We start from the raw sequence: 21,875 nt of genomic DNA on the forward strand, positions 1-21,875 counted from the left end.
TCCCTCCTGCTACAATGAATTATCACAAAACTGTAATCATTCTTACCTTGAAATTCACACCCATTAACCATATCATGTTCAGAAACGATTCGCGACACTAAACATGCGAGCCAAGGAGGACTAACTTTTGGATACAGGTACACACATCGTCATGGGATTTGCACTCGGGGGGCTAGCGACGCTGGATCCGGTCGTGGCCGAAAATGCCTCAACCGCGCACAGCGTGTTGATCGCTGCCGTCATCGGCTCCCAGATCCCCGATGTCGATACCATACTTAAACTCCGGAACAATGCCGTTTACATCAGGCATCACCGGGGCATCACCCATAGCATACCCGCTGTCATCCTGTGGCCACTCCTGATCGTCGCCTGCCTGTACCCCTTCTTCCCGGGTGCCAATCTGCTTCATCTTTGGTTATGGACCTTTTTCGCTGTCTTTCTTCACGTGTTCGTGGATATCTTCAATGCGTACGGCACCCAGGCCATCCGGCCGATTTCATCCAAATGGGTGGCCCTTGGGGTCATCAACACGTTTGACCCCATCATTTTCGGTATCCATATCATCGGACTGATCCTCTGGGCCGTAGGCTTTCCGCCAGGTCAGACGTTCCTTGTGATGTATGCGGTCATTATCGGATATTACGTCCTGCGCTTCATCGTACAGAAGACGGTCAAAAACGCAGTCAAAAGAAGAATCCCCAATGCCGAACGGATCATCGTCTCCCCGACGATCCGATTCTTCCAATGGAGGCTGGCCGTACTGACCAAACACCACTACTATGTGGCACGTGCCTACAGGAGATCCATCACGATCTACGATGAGTTCAAGCGAGTTCCGATACCGGATATCCCGGTTATGAATGCAGCGCGGAAAGATAAGAATCTGGCCGCATTCCTGTCCTTTTCACCAATTTACCGATGGGAAATGGACGAATACGATGACCATTATGAAGTGAGATTCATCGACCTCCGGTATCGCAACAACGGACACTATCCATTCGTTGCCCTCGTGCAGCTTGATAAGGATCTGAACATCGTGAGTTCTTATACGGGATGGGTGTTCAGTGAAGAGAAACTACGCCAGAAGGTGGATATCAATATCATCATCGATTGAATGACGAAAGGGACGGCCGATTGGCTGTCCCTTTTGATTTCCACCTGATCAGTGGACCGTATGATCTCCGTCATCAAGCAAATGACTGTATTTCGGATTACTCGCAGCGAAATCATGCACATTCGTCCCGTATGTCGCAATCCATTGCCTTACGACCTTCTCCGTGACTTCTTTTCCTTTATATTCATAACCAGCCTTGGCATAGGTCGTTTCAAAGTCTTCCCAAACGAGCTCAACCCAAGTCCTGGCCTTTTCATACGTCAGTTTGGAATTCTCATCCATAAGAAGCTGTGTCAACTCGTGAAAAATCGATTCCATTATCCACCCTCCTTTTCCAGTGACAGTAACGTGTTTTCTATCTGAAAAATCATCATACTATAGATGTGGCATCGTCCACAAACATTCCACCCTTCAAGGAGGCAGACACATGCGCAATAAGACAACAGGGTTTCCGAATGAACACGGCAATAAGTTTGAAGGAGAGCCCCGTGCTAAAGCGGAATTTGCATCCAAAAGGGCGGATGGGACCATCAATACCCACCCTCAAGAACGAATGAAGGCTTCAAACAATCGCAAGCAGGATTCACTCTAGAGCAGGGGGAATAGTTGATGAAATTCAATCGTGATTACAACAGTCCATTTAAAAAGGCATTCTATAACCCGAAGCATGCCCATGCACAGGCAAATGGACAAACAACCCAGACACAAAATCTGATCATCCTTGAACGCGATACAAAAAAGCGTTCATAATCTGTTGCCCGTTCCTTATCGGAATGGGCTTCACTTTTTCTTATCAGGGGCCAGCAGTGAAATAGGCAGCGCTTCCTCTTCCCCGTTGCCACCTAGGCGGTAGCCCCACGCAAACACCCCGTTTAAATAATCCACTTTAAAATACACACCGGGATCTCCTTCGATCCCATACACGCCACCCGCTTCATAATCGGCAGGATTCCTCAAATAAGCCTGAGCCATCAGTGCCTTTCGCTCCAAAACCGCGAACTCATTCACAATGCCCAGCTGTTCTGCCTTACGTGCCTTCTCCCTCAACGAAGCAATCTCCTGATTCAACTCATGCTCCGTCATCTCACTATAACGTCTCTCCTGATCCATTTCCTCACTCCTCCCTACTATTGTAGTATAAGGAAAATGGTATAATAAGAAAAGCGCAGGGCGCTTGCTCTGGGGCGACAAGCAGCGTTTCAGCATTCACTCATCCATTGTATACACCCCGAAAGGATTGATCATCATGGGTACAGCAGTCATAACCGGTGGAGGTACCGGGTTAGGAAAAGAACTTGCAAAACAATTAAGCGATAAGGGGTATGACATTCTACTTGTCGGCCGCCGGGAACAACCCTTAAAAGAAACTGTTCAAAGCATCCTCGCATCAGGTGGTCATGCTACATATGACATCATGGACGTCCGCTCCCGAACTGAGATTGAACAGACGCTATCGACATGGGGCTCGCGAGATATCGAACTGCTTGTCCACAACGCAGGCGTGGGGTATTTCGGACCACTTGAATCATCCACCGACGAAGAGATGGTCGCCACCTTTGAAACAAATGTATTCGGTCCCATCCGCCTGACCAAGGCCATGATCGAAGCTGTCCCCCATCGCGCTTTTACTGTTATCAATGTCATCTCGACGGCCGGGCTCCGTGGCAAGAAGAATGAAACCCTTTATGCCGCCAGTAAATTTGCACTGAGGGGATTCGGCGAAAGCCTTCAGAAAGAATACGAAGGGAGCCAGATCCGAATCGTGAATGCCTTTATGGGGGGAATGAATACACCCTTCTGGGATGAAAGCGATCATGTTGAAGATCCCAGCCGATTCCGTTCACCCGCAGAAGTGGCAAAGATGATTGTATCCCAGTACGCGGAAACTGAAGCAATCATCATTGAATCCAAGAAATAAGAAAAGGAACCAGGAAGTCACGCTTCCTGGTTCTTGATTTCCTCTATTGCCCTGTCGATATCCTCCATGGAAAATCCTTTACGGTACAACGCCTGCTTCATCCGCTGGTTATAGTCATATCCTTCATACTTAGTGCTCAGCTTGCGATGGGCCTTCAATGCCTGATGGTAGACTGCCTGCCACGCTTCGTCATCATCCCGCTGGTTGTCGACCGTTTCCCATGCCAGCTTCATGATGGAGCCGGTGTAGCCCTTTCTCATCAAGTTCTGCTCGATTTTTTGTTTTGCCACGGTCACCGAGTCATTTTTGTACTTCTTCAGCATCTTCTCCATAAGTGCAGCAGCCTTTTCAACCTGCTGATCCTGAGAGAAGGCTTCAAGAGCTTCCTCGATATACCGGGCATCCACGCCTTTCCTTCTCAGTTCTCCGCTTATCCACTTCGGCCCTTTATCCGATGTGTTCATATGTGTCCCCGTGAAGGCATGGGCAAACTCCGCGTCGTTTGTATATTTTAATTCCTTCAGTTTATCCATCACCTCTTGCACGATTCCATCCTCCCACTCCGACTCAAGAAGGTGGTCACGTACTTCCTTCTCCGTCCTCATCCGGTAGGAAAGATAGTGGCTTGCTTTGTTGAAAGCCTTCTTCACGTCATCCGCATATTGAAGCTCGCTGATGGCAAGCTCATCAACTTCGAGACCCTTTCTCAGGTGATGTGAGGCTAGTATGCCTTCATCTACACTGAATGCATATTTTCCATCTATGAATAAGTTGTAACGTTCTGTATTCTTGACCTGCCTTGTTATCTTTGTGATGGTTCCCATCTTTATCACCTCATTTCAATCGTAACACATCCTTTATGTTTTTAATTCCGTAAAGAGGTAAAATAATAAGTATTAACTGGAGGGATGATCATGAAAATTGCGATTACCGGCGGGACAGGATTTGTGGGGAACGTGTTATCGGATGAACTTCTCAAAGATGGACACGAGCTATTCATCTTGACCCGTAATCCTGACAAACAATCCGCACACGAAAACATGACCTTTATCGGCTGGATGACCGAAGGAGCCACACCTGAAACCCATCTTGATGGGATCGATGCTTTCATCAACCTGGCAGGTGAATCCATCAACAGCGGCAGGTGGACGGAAGAACGAAAGCGCAGGATCCTTGCAAGCAGGATCGATTCGACCCAGGAAGCACTGCGCATCATAAGGAATCTGGAAAACAAGCCGACGTCCTTCATTAATGCAAGCGCCATCGGGATCTACCCTTCATCCGTATCCAAGACCTATACAGAAGCCTCTACCGAGCACAGCGAGGAATTCCTGGGGCAGACGGTGCAGATATGGGAACGCGAAGCAGGAAAGGCCCGGGAGATGGGTATCCGTGTCGCGTTCATGCGATTCGGGATCGTATTGGGTAAAGACGGCGGGGCTCTGCCTAAGATGGCCATTCCTTACAAACTCTTCGCCGGAGGTCCAGTCGGAAGCGGGGAACAGTGGATGTCGTGGATCCATATACAGGATATTGCCAAGGGAATTTCCTATACTCTGCAACACGAAGACATTGAGGGCCCTGTCAATCTGACGGCACCCCACCCGCTTCAGATGAATGAGTTTGGAAAGGTACTTGCCGAGGTCCTCGGAAGGCCCCATTGGCTGCCGGTTCCTTCCCTGGCTCTTAAAGCGGCCATGGGGGATATGAGTACCCTCGTACTCGACGGACAGAAAGTCATTCCAGAAGTCCTTCTGAATCACGGATATGAATTTGAATACCCCCACTTGAAGGATGCACTTCAGGCCATTTATAGGTAACTTACGTATACCCCAACCTCTTCAAGGAAAAGATGGTAGTAGATTGTTTGGAAGGGGTGTACAGATATGGACAAGAAAAAGGGCGATCAAAACAAGGCCACACTGACCTCTGCTCAACAGGTCACCTATTCCCATCAGTTCAAGGCAGCTGACCGGGCTGCGGGCTATGCGCCGAAACGGAATCGCTAGGAAATTTTCCCTTATTAAAATGGGTGACAATGACCCACACTATACGTACAGGCGCCAGCGCTTGTACCGACTATGTATGATAAGGGGATGTTTCGAATGGGAAGATCGCATAAGAATCGTGATAAGAATGCCAATTCATTGCCTCAGACTCCGGCCCAGAACAAAATGGGCGTCGACGAAGAGTTCTCACGTGAACTTGCCGACCAGGCCGATCTAGAAGCCCAAGCCCGCGCCAACGCTGCCAATCAGCGTGCCCAGGCGAAGAAATAGCACCATCATACGACAGAAGCCCCCGCTCACGTTTGTGAGCGGGGGCTTTCCATTATTCCTCTTCAAAAGGCACTGGTTCAAAGCGGTAGTAATCGAGGTTCACGATCCCGTTCTGAAAGAGGATCCCTTCCTGATAAAGAGCATCCTTTTGATGCTGACCTTCTTTTCCTCCCAGACTGATCTCCCCCTTCGCATTCAAGACCCGATGCCAGGGTAAGCCGTGCTTTGCACTCATGGAATGCAGGATCCTGACCACCTGTCTTGCTCCCCGGGGACTCCCTGCGTGCGCAGCTACCTGTCCATAGGTCATGACCCTTCCGTGTGGAATCGACTTGATGATGCTGACTGCACGTTCCGTAAATGGCTTCAATGCTCCAGCCCCTCACGGTCCCCGATCCTCAGCTGCTGCCTGGCAAAATCACGGTACAGAGCGTGTGAAGCAAATAATTCTTCGTGATTGCCCTTTCCTGTCACCTTCCCTTTCTCAAGGAAGATGATCTGGTCGGAATCGACAATGGTTGACAGGCGATGAGCGATCACAATCGTCGTCCTCCCCTGCATCAGATTCTTGAGCGCTTCCTGTACAACAATCTCAGACTGACTATCGAGACTCGATGTCGCCTCATCGAGCATGAGGATATCAGGGTCCCTGAGAAGCGCCCTCGCAATGGCAATACGTTGGCGCTGACCACCTGAAAGCTTGATACCCCGCTCCCCTACTTCCGTATCGTACCCCTCCGGAAGGTCCTTGATGAAGTCATGGGCAAATGCCATCCTTGCGGCTTCGATCATTCTTTCTTCAGGTATTTCCCCTTCAAGCCCGTAAGCGATATTATCCCTGATGGATCCGGAATAGATCGGACTATCCTGGGAAACGTAACCAAGCAGGCTCCTCCATGATTTCAAGGAGAAGGTGCTGATAGGGGTATTCCCAAAACGGATGGAACCATGCTGAGGTCGGTAGAATTGTTCGATCAATGAGAACAATGTGGTCTTTCCGCTTCCGCTCGGTCCGACGATGGCTGTTACCTTTCCTTTTTCAGCTATGATATTTACTTCCTTAAGGACCATTTCGTCGGGCTCGTAGCCAAATGATACATCTTCGAGGATGAGAGCCTCATCCAGATCCTTCACCTCTTCACCTTCATCGAGGCGCTCCTCTCCAAGTTGGAGGATCGAAAGGACTTTTTCCGTCGCCCCCACTGTTTTTTGGAACTGGGTGAAAAAGACGATGATCTGTGTGATTGGCATGATGATCTGGAACAGGTAAATAAAAAATGCCACCAGTTCTCCTGCCGTCATGGCGCCGGACGTTACGCGAATACCGCCGAATCCGATGATCAGGACAAGCACGATAATGATCATGGACGAGACCACAGGCGACATGAGGGACTGGATGATTCCTTCCTTTATCCCCAACCGGTAAAGCTTCTTGATTCCGGTCTTCCCTTTATCATATTCAATGGCTTCTGCATTCGAAGATTTCACCAGTCGTATTTCCGAGAGGACACGTGTAAGGTTGGCTGAGAAGCTGGCCGTTTCACCTTGGATCCCCCTTGAGATTTCCGCCATCTTCTTGCCGACAGGAATCAGGAACAAGAGAGCAAGCGGGATGATGGAAAACATCACAAGGGTCAATGGCCAATCAAGGTAAAAGAGGACGATGATCGCCCCGACAACCGAAATGATGCCTGTAATGAATCCGGTGAGATGCTCTGTGATCAGGTTTTTGATGACTCCTGTATCGTTGGTCATCCTGCTGACAGAGTCCCCCGTTTCGTGTGTATCGTAATAAGGGACCGGCAGCGTCAGAAGTTTCCCCCATAGCTTTTCACGCAGGGAGGCAATGACGTGCTGACCTACTTTGGCAAGCAGATAGACCGAGACACCACCAGCGAGTGCCTGGATGAAAAAGGCGACAATCATCGCAATGATCACACCCCTGCTTAGCGAGTCTAAACTGAAGTCATCAATGAGCCTGCTTGTAAGCAGCGGAATCGCAAGTCCTGCCAGTGTCGTAAGGAGACTAAGTCCCAGGGAAATGCCAAATAATAATTTAGGCGGTTTTGTTTCACGAATCAAGGTGAATAGGTGCTTCCAGGAATTTTTTTCATTTGACGGATTCATTGGGTCTTCCTTTCAGGGATTTGTCATGTATTGGGTACCTATGGAGCGGGAGTCAGTTCGGAGCGCTTGGGGCTCGAGAGGTCATAAGTCAAGGAACCCAAAAAGGCACAGAACGCCTTTCCGGGTTCCTCGCCTTATGCTTGTCGGGTCATCCCAACCCACCTCCGCTTTTCTTTATTGTCCAGCTCCGGCGGGTTGACCCTCGAGGTCATAAGTCAAGGAACCCAAAAAGGCACAGAACGCCTTTCCGGGTTCCTCGCCTTATGCTTGTCGGGTCATCCCAACCCGCCTCCGCTTTTCTTTATTTTATACTGTTTTACTCTCTGACTAAAGCTTCTTTCCTAGAAGGATGGTGGTTTTTGTATTACACTAGAGAAGAATTCTAAGAAGGACGTGATTGTCAATGCCAACAGATATTAAATTGATTGCCCTCGATATGGACGGGACGCTTGTAAATGACGAGGGAATGGTCTCTCCAGAGAATGAGAAGGCTATTGAGCTCGCCAAAGAAAAAGGCATCCATGTTGTATTGAGTACGGGACGTTCCTTGCGCACATGCCGCGATATTTCGGACCAGCTTGGCAGATCTTCTTACCTTGTGACCGTAAACGGCGGGGAGATCTACGACAAGGAGTACAATCTTGTCCACGGTACTCCTTTGGATACCGAGCTTGTGAAGGAACTTTGGAAACTGAAGGAAACCCACGATAAAGATAGTGTCTACTTCTGGTCTTCCACTTCTCAAGGCCTTTTTAACAGCCATAACCCTTTTGATGGAAAGATCGAGGATTATAACTGGCTCAAATTCGGTTTTGATATCAAGGATGATGAAGTAAGGAAGGTCGTATTGGACGAGCTCATGAATAATGAAGCACTTGAAGTTTCGAACTCAAGCCCGACCAATATTGAAATCAATCCTGCCGGCGTGAACAAGGCCGCAGCACTCGTCAAGGTATGTGAATGGCTCGGGCTTTCCATGGACCAGGTCATGGCATGCGGAGACAGCCTGAATGACATAGCCATGATACGTGAAGCCGGAATCGGTGTCGCCATGGGCAATGCGCAGGAAGTCGTCAAGGAGGCGGCAGACTGGGTAACCGGCCGCAACACGGATCACGGAGTGGCGCAGGCCATCCATAAACTATTGGATGAGCAATAATTCCATACAAGAAAGGCGTATCGGTCAAAACCGATACGCCTTTTCTTCATTATGAGCCGACGATAATGGTGTCATCTTTCACAGACACGTTTACTTCCTTCACACCGTCTTCATCAAGAAGGAGATCCGCGATGCGATCTTCCAACTGTTCTTGAATGACACGACGGAGAGGACGTGCACCGAATGCAGGATGGTGACCAAGGTCCACCAGTTTTTCTTTTGCGGCCGCATCGACCGTAATCGTGATGCCCTGTTCGGATAGATCTTTCCTTAGATCATCGAGCATAAGGTCGAGAATCGTAAGAAGTTCTTCTTTTTCGAGTGATTGGAACTGGATGATGCTGTCGAAGCGATTCAAGAATTCCGGTTTGAAGTACGCTCCGAGAGAGGTCAGAATGTTGGTTTCTTTGATGGCATCCGTTCCGCCTGTATCGAAACCGACGACTTTTTCCTTCACATCCGTCACTCCGGCGTTACTTGTCATGATGATGACAGCATCCTTGAAGCTGACTGTCCTGCCCTGGCTATCAGTCAAACGGCCATCTTCCAGGATCTGCAGGAACATATGCTGTACATCTGGATGCGCTTTTTCGATTTCATCAAGAAGGATGATGGAATACGGGTTCCGTCTTACCTTTTCCGTTAGCTGGCCTGATTCCTCATGACCGACATATCCAGGTGGTGATCCGATAAGCTTCGAAACAGAGTGCTTCTCCATATACTCACTCATATCGAGTCGGAGCATCGCATCTTTGGACCCGAAGAGTTCCTCTGCAAGCGTCTTCGTGAGCTCGGTTTTCCCGACACCGGTAGGGCCGACGAAGAGGAATGTACCAATAGGACGATGTTTTGCCTTCAGTCCTGCACGGCTGCGGCGGATTGCTTTAGCCACTTTCTTCACGGCTTCCTCTTGGCCGATGACTTTACCGGCAAGATTTTCTTCAAGGGATTTCATGCGCTCGCGGTCGTCACTTTGGAGCTTGCCGACAGGAATCCCTGTCTTGGATTCCACGAGCGATTGAATAAGTTCGGTTTCGACAGTGGCATCATGGGTTTGATGTCCCTCGTTCAAGGTTTTTTCAAGAGCCGCTTCCTGGTCTCTCAGGCGGGCTGCTTCTTCATAGTTCTCTGCTTTTGTAGCCTGCTCTTTTTTCATCTTGATGTCATTTAGTTTTTGATGAAGTTCGGCTGTATCTTTCCCTTCAGAAAGCAAGTTCACTTTTGAACCGGCTTCGTCCATGAGGTCGATCGCCTTATCAGGAAGGAAACGATCTTGGATGTAGCGGTGTGAAAGCTTCACACAAGCTTCAATGGCTTCATCCGTGAATGTGACTTTATGGTAGGCTTCGTATTTATCCTTGAGGCCTTTCAGGATTTCGATTGATTCCTCAAGTGAAGGCTCATGGACCATCACGGGTTGGAAGCGACGTTCGAGAGCCGCGTCTTTTTCGATCTGGCGGTATTCTTTAAGGGTTGTCGCCCCTATGACCTGAAGCTCACCGCGGGCGAGTGCAGGTTTCAGGATGTTTCCTGCATCCATGCTTCCTTCTGCAGATCCAGCACCGACCAGCTGGTGGATCTCATCGATGAAGAGCATGACGTTTTTCCGGCTTTGAAGCTCATTGATGATGCCTTTCAGACGCTCTTCAAACGAACCTCTTACACCTGTTCCCGCTGTAAGGGAAGCAACATCCATTACATATACTTCTTTATTCAATAATTTCGAAGGTACGTCTCCAGCTACGATTTTCAAAGCAAGGCCTTCCGCGATAGCCGTCTTACCGACACCCGGTTCCCCGATGAGGACCGGATTGTTTTTGTTGCGGCGATTCAGGATTTCAATCACCCGGTCGACTTCTTTGTCGCGTCCGATGACAGGGTCGATCAGTCCTGCTCTTGCTCCGTCCGTCACATTGCGTCCGAACTGGTCGAGCATTCCCCCGCCCCTTTGTTGAGTCTGCGGTTGGCTTCCTTGCCCGGCTTTGAATCCTGACTGCTGGCTGCCTCCGATATTCATTCCTTTAAATAATTCATCGAACGGGAATCCACTGTGCATTCCAGAAGGTGCGGTCTGCTGTTGAAAGCATGTTGAACACATATGCACTTTGGATTTCGTTCCGTTCACTTGAGTAAACAATTCAATGGTTGCTTGATGTTGTTGACAAACTTCACATTTCATTGTGTATGACCTCCTGTTCAAGATTCATCAATGGGTAAGGTCGAATTTGACTTTGACTAACTTTGACCTTATGACAATAGTATACTCTGACCTTTTTTGACTTTCAAGGTTTTTGCTCATTTTTTTTAATGTCACTCCGACTGCTTTGGAGTGTGAGCAACAGTATAAGATCTAGGGGATCTTCTCTCAAGGATTTTGCTCAAAAAAAAAAACCGCCCTATGACGGTTCGTGATTATGTGAATTGTTTCGTTCGTTCGAAATGATCGGATGGAATCTTTCGCACGACTTCCTTTCCGATCTCGAGGGAAGCAGTTGCGGCTGGAGAGGGAGCGTTACAGATATGGATGCTCCTTTTGCCATTCACGATGAAGAAGTCGTCCACGAGCTCACCATCACTTGTCAAGGCTTGAGCGCGAACTCCCGCATCTGCCGGCACCAGGTCGGCTTCTTGGATTGCGGGCATGAGCACCTGTACATTTTCAACAAACTTTTTCTTGCTGAAAGAGCGCATCATCTCCCCCATCCCTTCCTTCATATATTTTGATGCAATCTTCCAGAATCCAGGGTAGGTCATCACTTCTGCAAAATCCTTCAGATGAAAGTCTGTCTTCCGGTATCCTTCCCGCTTCAGGCTAAGGACCGCATTGGGTCCGACGTCGACTGCCCCTCCGATCATTCGGGTGAAGTGGACACCGAGGAACGGGAAGTCCGGATTCGGTACAGGGTAGATCAAGTTGTTCACGAGGTCCTTTTTGTCCTCTTTCAGCTTGTAGTACTCACCACGGAAGGGAACGATCTTCATATCGACGTGATAGCCCGTCATGTTGGCAATCCTGTCGCTCTGAAGACCCGCGCAGTTGATGAGGTACCTGCCTCTGATCGTTTCCCGTTCGGTTTCAACCACTACTTCATCCTTTCCTTCCTGGATCGCTCTGACTTCTTTCGAAAGTTTGATCTCTCCATTATTATTTGAAAGGATTTCGGCCATTTTCTCTGAAACCTGCCTGTAATTCACGATGCCTGCCATGGGAACGTGAATGGCTCCTACGCCGTTGACATGGGGTTCCTTTTCGAGAAGTTCTTCTTTTGAGAGCTTCGTAATACTCAATTCATTCTGGAGGCCCCGTTGATAAAGATCTTCCAAGAGAGGAATCTCCTTCTCATTTGCGGCCACGATGACCTTTCCACAAATATCGTGCTCAATCTGATGTTGCCTGCAAAATTCGGTCATGGTGCGGCTTCCCTGTCTGGCAAAGCGGGCTTTATAACTGCCCGGCTTGTAATAAATCCCCGAGTGGATCACCCCGCTATTGTGCCCGGTCTGGTGAGAAGCCACCTCTTTTTCTTTATCAATCAGGACGATCTTGCTTCCCGGATTCTTTTCATGTATGGCAAGCCCGACGGAAAGACCGACGATTCCTGCGCCTACAATGATGAAATCATACATATGACCACTGCCCTTCTTATTGGATATTGCAGGATTCTGCTAGCAATTCGACGAGATGCATCACCCTGACCTTGCCTTCAAGACCTTCCCTTTTGACCCCAAGGAGCATCTGGAGATGGCAGCCTGGATTAGAGGTGAGGATCACATCCGGGTGGACCGATGAGATATTTTTCATTTTCATATCCAGGATTTCCATGGATTCTTCATAATGCACCAGATTATAGATGCCGGCTGATCCGCAGCACATCTTCATATCGGGATACGGGAGGAACTTAACCCCCGGGATCTTCGAGATGAGCTCCTGTGGTTCGTCTACGACACGCTGGACATTCGTTAAGTGGCAGGAAGGCTGGTACGCAACGTTCAAAGGAGCCCCTTCCTTGAAAGGAAGGTCCACTTGGTGAAGGATCGCACTGATATCCTTCGATTTCGAAGCGAATTGCTTTGCCCGGTCATACCATGCGTCCTCCGGCTCGAAAAGATGATGATATTCGACCATGGCTGCCCCGCAGCCTCCTATGCTGTTGACGACGAAATCAACATCCAGTTGTTCGAATGCCTCAATATTGGCCATTGCGAGTTCCTTCGCTTTGTCCCTTTCACCACTATGCTGATGAAGCGCGCCGCAGCATGTTTGCTCTTCAATGAAGTGAACCTCACAGCCCGATGCCGTAAGAAGCTTCATACTGAGATCATTGACTTTCCTGAAGAAGGTGTCCATGACACATCCTGTGAAAAAGGCGACTTTGAAGCGGGTCTCCCCTTCTTTGACCGCCGTGGTTTCTTCTTTTCGTTTACCGGAGAGGACCTCAGGCATGATAGCCTCCATTTCCCTCATTGATTCAGGGAGGACCCTTGTCAGATTCAGCTTTTTGACCAGGTCATCGAGATGCCATGACTGATACCAGTGCAGACCCGACCCGATGAAGCCCAGAACATTTCGCTTCGGAAAAACATGGTGGAATAACACCTTTTTTATCGTCTTTTGCTTCACCGTTTCATATTCTTTTCGATAAGCAGAAACCGTGCTGAGGGCAGATTCCAGGATCTTTCCGTACTGGACATTGGTGGGACATGCCGGTTCGCACGCCCTGCATCCCAGGCAGAGCTCCATGGGGCCAGCCAGATCGTCAATCGAGATCTTCCCTTCAGCAGCCATCTTCACCAAATTGATCCTACCCCGCGGGGAATGGGTTTCTTTCTTCATTGTGATATATGTAGGACAGGAAGGAAGGCAGTACCCGCACTGGACGCAGGCAAAGGTTTCATCGTAGGCAAGGGATGTGGTGTAATCCATTGTGCTACTCATTGGACAGCACCAGCCTTTGACCTGGCTCCGGGAAGATCTTCCCTGGATTGAGGACGTTATTCGGATCCCATGCGCGTTTAATCCGGTGCATCATATCAAGGCCTTCCTTGCCGACTTCCATTTCCATGAAGGGGGATTTCATGACACCGATCCCATGTTCACCTGACAATGTTCCCCCTAGTTCCACCGCCGCTTTGAAAATCTCACCGACCGCTTCTTCCACGCGGCGCATTTCCTCGGCATCCCTTTGATCTGCGATGATATTCGGGTGAAGGTTTCCATCACCCGCATGTCCGAAGACCACCAGATGAACCCCATAGGTATCCCTGATGATCTTTAAACGTCTGAACATCTCCGGGATTTTGCTGCGGGGAACCGTCGCATCTTCTGAGATCTTTGTTGGCTTGATTTTGACAATTGCAGGGGATACAAGTTTCCTCGCCTTCCACAGTTCCCTTTCTTCTATGGCATCCCGGGCGACTTTCACCTCTTCAGCTCCCGCGTCGAGACATACCTTTTCCACGACCTCCATCTCTTGAGCAATGGCTTCTGGATGGCCATCGAGTTCCAGAAGGAGGACGGCTTCAGCATGGATTGGAAGTCCCAGGGGCTCATATTCCTCTACCGCAAGGAGGGATGCCTGGTCCATGATCTCCATTTTTGAAGGAAGGATCCCGGATGTGAGGATTTTTGAGATTGCCTTGCCCGAATCGACCAGATCCTTGAAAGGAACAAGGGCCGTCTTCGTCGCCACGGGTTTCGGAATGAGCTTCAAGATGGCCTCGGTCACAATTCCAAGGGTCCCTTCCGACCCGACAATGAGCTTGGTTAAATCGTAACCGGTTACATTTTTCACCGTCTTCCCACCGGTCCTGATCACTTCCCCCTCTGGAGTGACCACCTCAAGACCGATGACATAGTCCTTCGTCACCCCATACTTCAACCCCCTCGGTCCACCGGAGTTCTCAGCAAGATTTCCTCCAATAGTGGAAACATGAGCCGAGCTCGGATCAGGCGGATACATCAGCCCGTGCTTACCGGCTGCGGTGTCAATGGACCCGGTCAACACTCCTGGGGAGACGATGGCGATCATATCATCAGGGTGGATCTCAAGCTTTTGATCCCAAAGGGAAAAATCGAGTACGACACCCCCATGGACGGCAAGGGGCCCACCACTCAAAGATGTTCCCCTTCCTCTCGGGTACAGCGGCACACGGTGAATGTTGGCGATTTTCACGATCGCAGCCGTTTCTTCCGTCGACATAGGCTGAAGAACGAGATCCGGCTGGAAGATCCCGAATGATGCATCATAGGCATAGCTATAAAGATCGGCCGCATCCTCGAGGCATCTTTTGGGATCCTTCATGGTTGCTTTCAGTTCATGACGGCATTCCATTGTCAGTTCCATTTTCCGAGCCTCCTTTCCGAATCAATCCATGCTCTCTTTCATGGGATTGATCCGCTTATCTCCGAGTTTGATTCTGGCGTTGATCAGATGCCTCTTCATATAGTAAGCTGCTGCCTTCTCATCCTGACGTTCAATGGCTTCATAAATCTTCACGTGCTCTTCATAAATCTGCTGCCTCTTCCTGGCGAGGCCGACATTCTGCTTCAATGAAAATGTAAGAGCCCTCTCGTAGAGTCCCCTAAGCCCCTCCACTGATTGCAGGAGGAAGCGATTCCCTGAAGCTTTCACGATTTCATGGTGGAAAGCAAAGTCTGCTTCGGATCCGACAGACGTTTCGTCTTCCATCTTTTCGGCGAACAGATCAAGCGCCTTCCGGATGGCCTCCAGTTCATCTTCAGTCCTTCTCATGGCTGCAAAAGAGGCGGCCTCTGTCTCTACGACGGTACGCATCTCCAGAAGGTCATAGACCTGATCGATATGGATGAAATCGAAGGTGACCGGATCCAGCATATTCGCAAGGTTGACCTCTCTCACGTAGCTTCCTCCACCTTGCCTCGACTCTACCATCCCCCCTGCCTGCAGTACTCTCAGCGCCTCCCGGATCGGAGAACGACTGACCCCGAACATGCCTGCCAGTTCATTTTCAGATGGCAGCTTTGAGTTTGGCGGGAATTCTTTATCTTTGATCATCCTTTTCAATTCATCAAGGACTTGTTCAGATACTTTTTTTCTTTCAATCGGTGATATCATATGAAAGCTCCTTTAGTGAATAACTTGTATTACAAGTATACAACAATCACCTTTGGATAGATAGAGTATTCAGAAAAATTTCACTCTCATAGAAAAAGATCCGGACACCCTGCTTCATCAATAATGAATAAGGTCCGGATCCTTTTCTTTAAACTACTACTTCTCGTTCATGAACATCATGCAGCTACTTCGTAGGAACTGCGCTTTTTATGGGTAAGCACGTGGTACAGGATTGTCAAAGCGCATATCACCAGCCCGGCAGCGTCTGTCAGAAGTCCGGGCTTGATCAAAAGCAAAGCCCCGATGAAGAGCAGGCCCCGTTCAAGAAGGGCAAGCCTGGTGATCAGGAAGTTCCCCAATGAACTCGCAAGGGCGTACACCCCGATGGTACTTGTGATGACAACGATGGCAATGGAAAAGACACTCAGCGCTTCTCCATCTTGAGCCGGCTGTAAAAGAAGAATCGGATTATAGGCAATCATGAACGGAATGATGAACCCTGGAAGGGAGATTCTCAGCGCCTCCCAGGATGTCTGCATGGCGTTGGCTCTGGCAAGTCCTGCGGCCGTGTAAGAAGCGAGGGCTACAGGCGGCGTGATATTGGACAGGGCACCGAACCAAAACACGAAGAAATGGGCTGCAATCGGAGTCACGCCTGCCGCTACAAGGGCTGGCGCAGCGGTAACAGCTACTACTATATAGAGGGCTGTCGATGGAAGCCCCATGCTCAACACGATGCAGGTAAGCATGACGACAATCAGGACGAGCCAAAGCTTCCCACCGGTCAACTCGACAATATTAAAGGCGAGCGTAGAACCGATGCCCGTCATCGTAACCACACAGATGATGATCCCAATGGCTGCACAGGCGATTCCCACCTGTATGGTCCCCCTCCCTCCGTCAATGAAGGCCTGGATCGTTTTCCTGAATGTGATCCTGGAGGTTTTGTCCTTCGCGATCCAACTTGCAAGAATAACAGCTCCGATTCCGGAGAAACCGGCGAATAATGCCGTCTTTCCTGCCAAGAGTGTCCCGATGACCACAAGGATCGGAATGAGAAGAACTCCTCTCTCCTTCAGGATTTTCACGACATCCGGTATATTTTCTTTTGCAATACCTTTCAGCCCTAGCTTCTTCGCTTCAAAATCAATGGCGAAGATCAAGGCGATATAGTACAGGAAGCTCGGAATGATGGCAGCCAGAATGACCGTCGTGTAGGAGATCCCGAGGAACCCGGCCATGATGAACGCTGCGGCCCCCATGATAGGAGGCATGATCATTCCTCCAGTGGAGGCCGCTGCTTCCACAGCTCCTGCGAATTTCGGTTTCAATCCGATGGATTTCATCAAGGGAATGGTGAATGTGCCCGTTGTGGCCACATTGGCAACCGCCGAACCACTCAATGACCCCGTCAATGCACTCGATAACACCGCTACCTGTGCGGGTCCTCCCCGTCTTCTTCCGGCAATGGCCAGTGCGAGATCATTGAACAGCTGTGTGGCCCCGCTGACAGAAAGGAATGCACCGAAGAGGATGAACATGACGATAAAGGTGGAAGCAGTCGAGAGCGTCAGTCCAAGGATCCCTTCCGTTGTCATATAGAGCCGGTACAAAAGGCGTTCCAACGAGAATCCTGCGTGACCGAAGATCCACGGAAAGTAGGTGCCAAACAGGGCATATACGATGGTGATGAGGCAGAGAATCGGAATGAATGCACCGACTGCCCTGCGCGCTGCCTCCAACAGGACGATGATCGTGATTCCTGCAAAGACATAATCGATGGTAATCGCCTGTGAAGCACGATCCACGTGGATAACGGAATAATTGAAAAGAAGATACACGATCCCCGCCAAAGAAAGGCCGATAAAAACATAGTCCAGAAGAGTGAACCGGGTATTGCTTGACTTCTTTCCTGAGGGGTAGAAAAAGAACGTTAGAAGTAAAAGTAGACCGAGAAAAATCAGATTCCGATAGATTTCCTGTATGTTGGATAAACCATTTGTATAGATGGCAAAGACCGAGAACAACACGGCAACCGATCCGGCGATGGTCTTATATATGCCAGTCAGTTCCCTTGCCCCGCCCCCTGCTTCCTTATCAAGATTCGCTGCTTCCGTATTCGTTGACATCGTCTTCACTTCCTTCCTTTATTGTGCTTCCGGCGGAATCAATTCTTCCGGAATATCCAATCCAGCTTCTTTGAAATATTTATACGCCCCTGCATGAAGAGGGACCGTGACTCCGTCGAGAGCTGTTTCTAACGTCATGTCCTTCGCTGAACTATGAACCTCATACATTTCATCCAGATTTTCATAAAGGGTCTTCGTCAACAGATAGATGGTGTCTTCGTCGATTTCTTTTGTAGTAGAGAGAAGATTTGGCTGTGCGATGGTTTGGATGTCTTCATCGATTCTAGGATACGTTCCGCCAGGGATCGTGTAACGATACCAGCTGTTCGAAATTTCATTGATGGCATCCAATTCTTCATCCGTCACTTCGAGTACAGTCGCTTTGACATTGCTTGCGTACATATCCGTAACAGCGGAAATCGGTATGCCGGCAGGCAGTGACCCTCCGTCCAGACGTCCATCCCTCATGGCGGATACCGTATCGCTGTAGCCGAGATACTCAGGGGAGATATCCTTTTTGGAGAGCTCAAGTCCTTCCATCATTACCAGCGTTGATTGTTCTGTACCGCTTGCCTGCGGTCCCACAGAAAACCTTGTACCATCGATATCCTCGATCGTTCCCGACTTCACTTTGTTATTCATGAGCACAAAATGCTCGACATTCGGCCACAACATGGCGACTGATCGCAGATCTTTATAGGGCTTGCCCGAGAACGTACTCTCCCCCTCATAAGCCTGGGTGGAAATCAACCCTTGCAAAATGGCGAGCTGCGCTTCCCCTTCCCGGAGCAATTCAATATTCTCAATGGATCCCGCAGAAGATTGCCCGCTTGCTTGAACTTTTTCCCCCTTTAAATGGCTGCTCCAAATATTCGCCATTCCGACCCCTATCGGGTAATAGGTTCCACCTGTAGAGGCAGTTGCAACAGAGACGAACTTTTTCCCCTTATTGCCTTCAGCGGTTCTGACCCCCACAACGGCGGCAATGAAGATAAACACGATACTGAGGATGATCTTCCATTTCTTCATAAATAACGTTCCCACCTTCCTTTATGTAAGCGCTTCAAAACTTGTAATACAAGTATACAATAAGACAAGGTTAAGCGAAAGAAAATTCTGACATTGTGTCCAAAATAAAAATGACCCCTGATTTTTCAGAGATCATTCATCTATGTGAATCCTTATTAAAGGAGAATTTTAGTACCATTGCTCCCAGTTGTTTGATTTGATATACTTCTTGATCATTTGAATATCGGACTTCATCTTCTCGATATCCGCGTTTACATTGCCCGCACCACGGTTCATCCGTTTGCTCATGACATTGTTCAGCATCGATGAGATATCGAAGTTCTTTGCCATTCCCAGGAGATTTTCCGTTGATCCCAGTCCTGTCCCCTTCATCAGGTTTTTCAGACTGTCTTCATTCATGATGGAATTCATCTGTTCCTTCAATGTATCCATATCGATGGATTGTCCTTGATCCTTCGATACTTTGTTGATCATTTCGAATAATCCTTCAAGTGGATTTCCTTTTTCACTCATTCTCCGTTCCTCCCTTCAGGGTCTTCTTATTATCTCCTGAAGAAGGGAGCCTGTCCCATCTTCAGGAGCGTCATTCTTACAACTCGCCTACCACTAACAATACAAGTAGCGCAATTCCGATTACTAGTGCCGCAAGAGGGGCAATAGCAAGCGTGATAAGGAACGCAGCCACAAGAATCACCAACAAAAGGCTGTAGAAATCAAATTCATAGCTTGGTTGAGATTTTGAGTAACCCATATCCAGTCACCTCCTTGTTCTTTTCTAGTAAATCACCTTACACCCTTATTCTATGTAGAACTGGTAGTTTCGCATCTGATAGAAGCCTATTTCTATTAAAACGGGCGAAAATAGACGTCAGCATAGATTGAATAGTCCCCTTGACGCCAGCCCCTCCCATCCTCATGGGAGCACAAAAAAAACGCTGGACCCTTAGTGGGCCCAGCACGGTGTATCTTATATTTAAATCACTTCACGATCCCAGTGGCGGTGCTCGGAAATGGCTTTGACGAAGCGTTTGGAGAAATCATCTCCTTCATTCGTCACGACACCTGACCCTTCTTTGATACCGGCAGAAGCAAGCCATTCAGCTCCTTCATGGACGGCACCGATCGGCTTGAAGTGTGAGAAGGCTTCCTTCACGAAATACTGTGTTTCACTTGTAAACTTCTTATTTGTTTCGGTTCCACCCGCGAGGAAGATGCTGTCGAACAGAACCGATTCGCCTGTCAGGAATGTATGATCCACCTCAAGCTCAGCCCCGTCAGCTCCTTTGACAACACCGAGCTTGCCGGATATGATCTCTGGCTGCACCCCTTCTTCTTTAAGTGAGTTAAGGATGGAAGATACTGCACTGTTGAATCCTCCTGTCACGATGACACCGACTTTTCGGGTCTGAGGCTTCTTCTTCGTGTTTTCCTGGCTGAGTGCAGGAGATGATTTCGTTATATTGGAACCGGCATCCTCAGGAGCTTCAAGCCCGATTTGTTCCGCAAAACCTGCGGCCAGTTCCTTACTGACATTGGCAAACATGGCCACAATCTGCTTCCTCACGTCCACACTCTCCACTTTCCCGAGCTCAAAGCTGAATGCCTGGATGATGTGATCCTTTTCCGGGCGGCTCATACTGTTCCAGAACATCGTCGCCTGGGAGAAGTGGTCTTTGAAGCTCTCACTCCTGGCCCTGACCTTGTGGCCCTCTACTTTCTCCTGATAGTGGACATAGCCGCCCTCCTCAGGACTTGCCGGCGCCGGAGTATTGTTGGCGAGTGAGTTTTTGTGATAGCTCACCTGACCACGATTGATCGTCTGGCGGCCGTAACCGTCCCGCTGATTATTATGGAACGGGCAGACCGGACGGTTGATCGGGAGTTCATGGAAGTTCGGTCCGCCTAGACGGATGAGCTGCGTATCCGTGTAGGAGAAGAGCCTTCCCTGAAGCAGCGGGTCATTGGAAAAGTCGATGCCCGGAACGACAGATCCCGGATGGAATGCCACCTGCTCCGTTTCGGCGAATACGTTATCCACATTCCGATTGAGGGTCATCTTCCCAATAATCTTGACCGGTACATCTTCTTCCGGCCATAGCTTGGTCGGATCCAATACGTCGAAGTCGAAGTTGAATTCGTCTTCCTGCTTGATGAGCTGAACGCCAAGCTCGAATTCCGGATAGTCTCCGTTCTCGATGGATTCATAAAGATCGCGGCGATGGAAGTCAGGGTCCTTCCCGTTGATCTTCTGTGCTTCATCCCACACAAGGGAATGTGTCCCGAGGACCGGCTTCCAGTGGAATTTCACAAAGTGCGCCTTCCCTTCATCGTTGACAAAGCGGAACGTATGGACGCCAAAGCCCTCCATCATGCGGAGACTTCTAGGGATGGCACGATCCGACATGGCCCACATGACCATATGGGCCGATTCCTGGTTGTTGGCGACGAAATCCCAGAATGTATCATGGGCTGAAGCCGCCTGTGGCATTTCATTATGAGGCTCCGGCTTTACTGCATGGACGAAATCAGGGAATTTGATGGCATCCTGGATGAAGAAGACAGGGATGTTGTTCCCAACAAGATCATAATTCCCTTCTTCTGTATAGAACTTCGTGGCGAATCCGCGGGCATCCCGCACGGTTTCAGCAGATCCCTTCGATCCTGCCACCGTGGAAAAGCGCACGAATACCGGCGTCTTCACGGACGGATCCTGAAGGAATTTCGCCATTGTATAGTCTTTCATCGATTCATACACTTCAAACTCACCGTGTGCGGCATAGCCCCTGGCATGGACGATGCGCTCCGGGATCCGCTCGTGGTCAAAGTGTGTCATCTTTTCACGGAAGTGGAAATCCTCGATCAGGGTCGGACCGCGTTCCCCCGCCTTGAGGGAAAATTCATCTTCCGATACCTTCAGTCCCTGATTCGTGGTGAGATGCTTATCCTTATCATCCACACGGTACTGTTCCAGCTGTTCATCCTTGCTATTCCCGTTCACCTTGCCATGACGTTCATTACTCATTCTC

The 21,875-nt window shown here is 49.3% G+C and carries 23 protein-coding genes; 8 read left to right on the top strand and 15 right to left on the bottom strand.

What is annotated here, in order from left to right; all coding sequences use genetic code 11:
* The first annotated feature begins 127 nt into the window (after positions 1-127).
* On the top strand, positions 128-1,114 hold the full coding sequence (locus tag ACNA6I_RS10740; RefSeq protein ID WP_416313282.1) for a metal-dependent hydrolase: 987 nt from the start codon (positions 128-130) through the stop codon (positions 1,112-1,114).
* A 48-nt stretch (positions 1,115-1,162) separates the two neighbouring features.
* Here ACNA6I_RS10740 and ACNA6I_RS10745 read toward each other — a convergent pair whose 3' ends face one another.
* On the bottom strand, positions 1,163-1,432 hold the full coding sequence (locus ACNA6I_RS10745) for a YfhJ family protein (RefSeq protein ID WP_048007764.1): 270 nt from the start codon (positions 1,430-1,432) through the stop codon (positions 1,163-1,165).
* Positions 1,433-1,541: 109 nt separating this feature from the next.
* Here ACNA6I_RS10745 and ACNA6I_RS10750 point away from each other — a divergent pair, with 109 nt between their 5' ends.
* Both ACNA6I_RS10750 and ACNA6I_RS10755 read left to right on the top strand, forming a co-directional pair.
* Complete coding sequence (locus ACNA6I_RS10750) at positions 1,542-1,706, top strand: small, acid-soluble spore protein K (protein ID WP_048007763.1); 165 nt, start codon at positions 1,542-1,544, stop codon at positions 1,704-1,706.
* Between the two features lie 17 nt (positions 1,707-1,723).
* Complete coding sequence (locus tag ACNA6I_RS10755) at positions 1,724-1,864, top strand: YpzG family protein (RefSeq protein WP_082139434.1); 141 nt, start codon at positions 1,724-1,726, stop codon at positions 1,862-1,864.
* A 30-nt stretch (positions 1,865-1,894) separates the two neighbouring features.
* On the opposite strand, the gene ACNA6I_RS10760 is transcribed toward ACNA6I_RS10755, so the two are convergent.
* Positions 1,895-2,224, bottom strand: a complete 330-nt coding sequence (locus tag ACNA6I_RS10760; protein ID WP_048007762.1) for a YfhH family protein — start codon at positions 2,222-2,224, stop codon at positions 1,895-1,897.
* Between the two features lie 64 nt (positions 2,225-2,288).
* Here ACNA6I_RS10760 and ACNA6I_RS10765 point away from each other — a divergent pair, with 64 nt between their 5' ends.
* Positions 2,289-3,032, top strand: coding sequence for an SDR family NAD(P)-dependent oxidoreductase (locus ACNA6I_RS10765; protein ID WP_416313283.1), 744 nt, complete (start codon positions 2,289-2,291; stop codon positions 3,030-3,032).
* Between the two features lie 17 nt (positions 3,033-3,049).
* On the opposite strand, the gene recX is transcribed toward ACNA6I_RS10765, so the two are convergent.
* On the bottom strand, positions 3,050-3,856 hold the full coding sequence (gene recX, locus ACNA6I_RS10770; RefSeq protein ID WP_048007760.1) for a recombination regulator RecX: 807 nt from the start codon (positions 3,854-3,856) through the stop codon (positions 3,050-3,052).
* A 90-nt stretch (positions 3,857-3,946) separates the two neighbouring features.
* Between recX and ACNA6I_RS10775 the strand changes: the two genes are divergently transcribed.
* From ACNA6I_RS10775 to ACNA6I_RS10785, 3 genes are all read left to right on the top strand, one after another.
* On the top strand, positions 3,947-4,852 hold the full coding sequence (locus ACNA6I_RS10775) for a TIGR01777 family oxidoreductase (protein WP_148795800.1): 906 nt from the start codon (positions 3,947-3,949) through the stop codon (positions 4,850-4,852).
* A 66-nt stretch (positions 4,853-4,918) separates the two neighbouring features.
* Positions 4,919-5,041, top strand: a complete 123-nt coding sequence (locus ACNA6I_RS10780) for a YfhE family protein (RefSeq protein WP_079515356.1) — start codon at positions 4,919-4,921, stop codon at positions 5,039-5,041.
* 96 nt (positions 5,042-5,137) lie between these two features.
* Complete coding sequence (locus ACNA6I_RS10785) at positions 5,138-5,311, top strand: YfhD family protein (protein ID WP_082139432.1); 174 nt, start codon at positions 5,138-5,140, stop codon at positions 5,309-5,311.
* Positions 5,312-5,363: 52 nt separating this feature from the next.
* Here the strand turns inward: ACNA6I_RS10785 and ACNA6I_RS10790 are convergent, their stop codons facing one another.
* Entirely contained in the window at positions 5,364-5,681 is a 318-nt protein-coding gene (locus ACNA6I_RS10790; protein ID WP_048007758.1) for an MGMT family protein, read from the bottom strand.
* Positions 5,678-7,438: an ABC transporter ATP-binding protein gene (locus ACNA6I_RS10795; RefSeq protein WP_416313284.1), complete on the bottom strand. Its 1,761-nt coding sequence runs from the start codon at positions 7,436-7,438 to the stop codon at positions 5,678-5,680. Before ACNA6I_RS10795 ends, ACNA6I_RS10790 begins: the two co-directional genes overlap by 4 nt.
* Positions 7,439-7,841: 403 nt before the next feature.
* Here ACNA6I_RS10795 and ACNA6I_RS10800 point away from each other — a divergent pair, with 403 nt between their 5' ends.
* A complete protein-coding gene (locus tag ACNA6I_RS10800; protein ID WP_048004982.1) occupies positions 7,842-8,597 on the top strand; it encodes a Cof-type HAD-IIB family hydrolase in 756 nt (251 codons plus the stop codon).
* Positions 8,598-8,646: 49 nt separating this feature from the next.
* On the opposite strand, the gene ACNA6I_RS10805 is transcribed toward ACNA6I_RS10800, so the two are convergent.
* The 10 genes from ACNA6I_RS10805 to ACNA6I_RS10850 form a co-directional block, all read right to left on the bottom strand.
* The gene (locus ACNA6I_RS10805) at positions 8,647-10,776 is read right to left on the bottom strand and encodes an AAA family ATPase (RefSeq protein ID WP_416313285.1); all 2,130 of its coding nucleotides are present in this window, start codon (positions 10,774-10,776) and stop codon (positions 8,647-8,649) included.
* 233 nt (positions 10,777-11,009) lie between these two features.
* Positions 11,010-12,224 (bottom strand): L-2-hydroxyglutarate oxidase, encoded by a 1,215-nt coding sequence (gene lhgO, locus ACNA6I_RS10810; protein WP_252266318.1) that lies wholly within the window; start codon positions 12,222-12,224, stop codon positions 11,010-11,012.
* A 16-nt stretch (positions 12,225-12,240) separates the two neighbouring features.
* Positions 12,241-13,533, bottom strand: a complete 1,293-nt coding sequence (locus ACNA6I_RS10815) for a (Fe-S)-binding protein (protein WP_416313286.1) — start codon at positions 13,531-13,533, stop codon at positions 12,241-12,243.
* Positions 13,526-14,929 carry an FAD-binding oxidoreductase gene (locus ACNA6I_RS10820; protein WP_048016113.1) on the bottom strand — a complete coding sequence of 468 codons (1,404 nt, stop codon included), beginning with the start codon at positions 14,927-14,929 and terminating at the stop codon, positions 13,526-13,528. Before ACNA6I_RS10820 ends, ACNA6I_RS10815 begins: the two co-directional genes overlap by 8 nt.
* 33 nt (positions 14,930-14,962) lie before the next feature.
* The gene (locus ACNA6I_RS10825) at positions 14,963-15,691 is read right to left on the bottom strand and encodes a FadR/GntR family transcriptional regulator (RefSeq protein WP_048016092.1); all 729 of its coding nucleotides are present in this window, start codon (positions 15,689-15,691) and stop codon (positions 14,963-14,965) included.
* Positions 15,692-15,867: 176 nt separating this feature from the next.
* Entirely contained in the window at positions 15,868-17,820 is a 1,953-nt protein-coding gene (locus ACNA6I_RS10830; RefSeq protein WP_416313759.1) for a TRAP transporter permease, read from the bottom strand.
* Positions 17,821-17,838: 18 nt separating this feature from the next.
* Complete coding sequence (locus ACNA6I_RS10835) at positions 17,839-18,849, bottom strand: TAXI family TRAP transporter solute-binding subunit (RefSeq protein ID WP_048012516.1); 1,011 nt, start codon at positions 18,847-18,849, stop codon at positions 17,839-17,841.
* Positions 18,850-19,017: 168 nt separating this feature from the next.
* Complete coding sequence (locus ACNA6I_RS10840; protein ID WP_048012517.1) at positions 19,018-19,362, bottom strand: hypothetical protein; 345 nt, start codon at positions 19,360-19,362, stop codon at positions 19,018-19,020.
* Positions 19,363-19,438: 76 nt separating this feature from the next.
* Positions 19,439-19,600 (bottom strand): hypothetical protein, encoded by a 162-nt coding sequence (locus tag ACNA6I_RS10845; protein ID WP_156183417.1) that lies wholly within the window; start codon positions 19,598-19,600, stop codon positions 19,439-19,441.
* Positions 19,601-19,822: 222 nt separating this feature from the next.
* Complete coding sequence (locus ACNA6I_RS10850; protein ID WP_416313287.1) at positions 19,823-21,871, bottom strand: catalase; 2,049 nt, start codon at positions 21,869-21,871, stop codon at positions 19,823-19,825.
* Between the last annotated feature and the right edge of the window lie 4 nt (positions 21,872-21,875).

It is taken from the genome of Rossellomorea sp. FS2 (assembly GCF_047915635.1).
In the GTDB taxonomy this organism is placed as follows: domain Bacteria; phylum Bacillota; class Bacilli; order Bacillales; family Bacillaceae_B; genus Rossellomorea; species Rossellomorea marisflavi_A.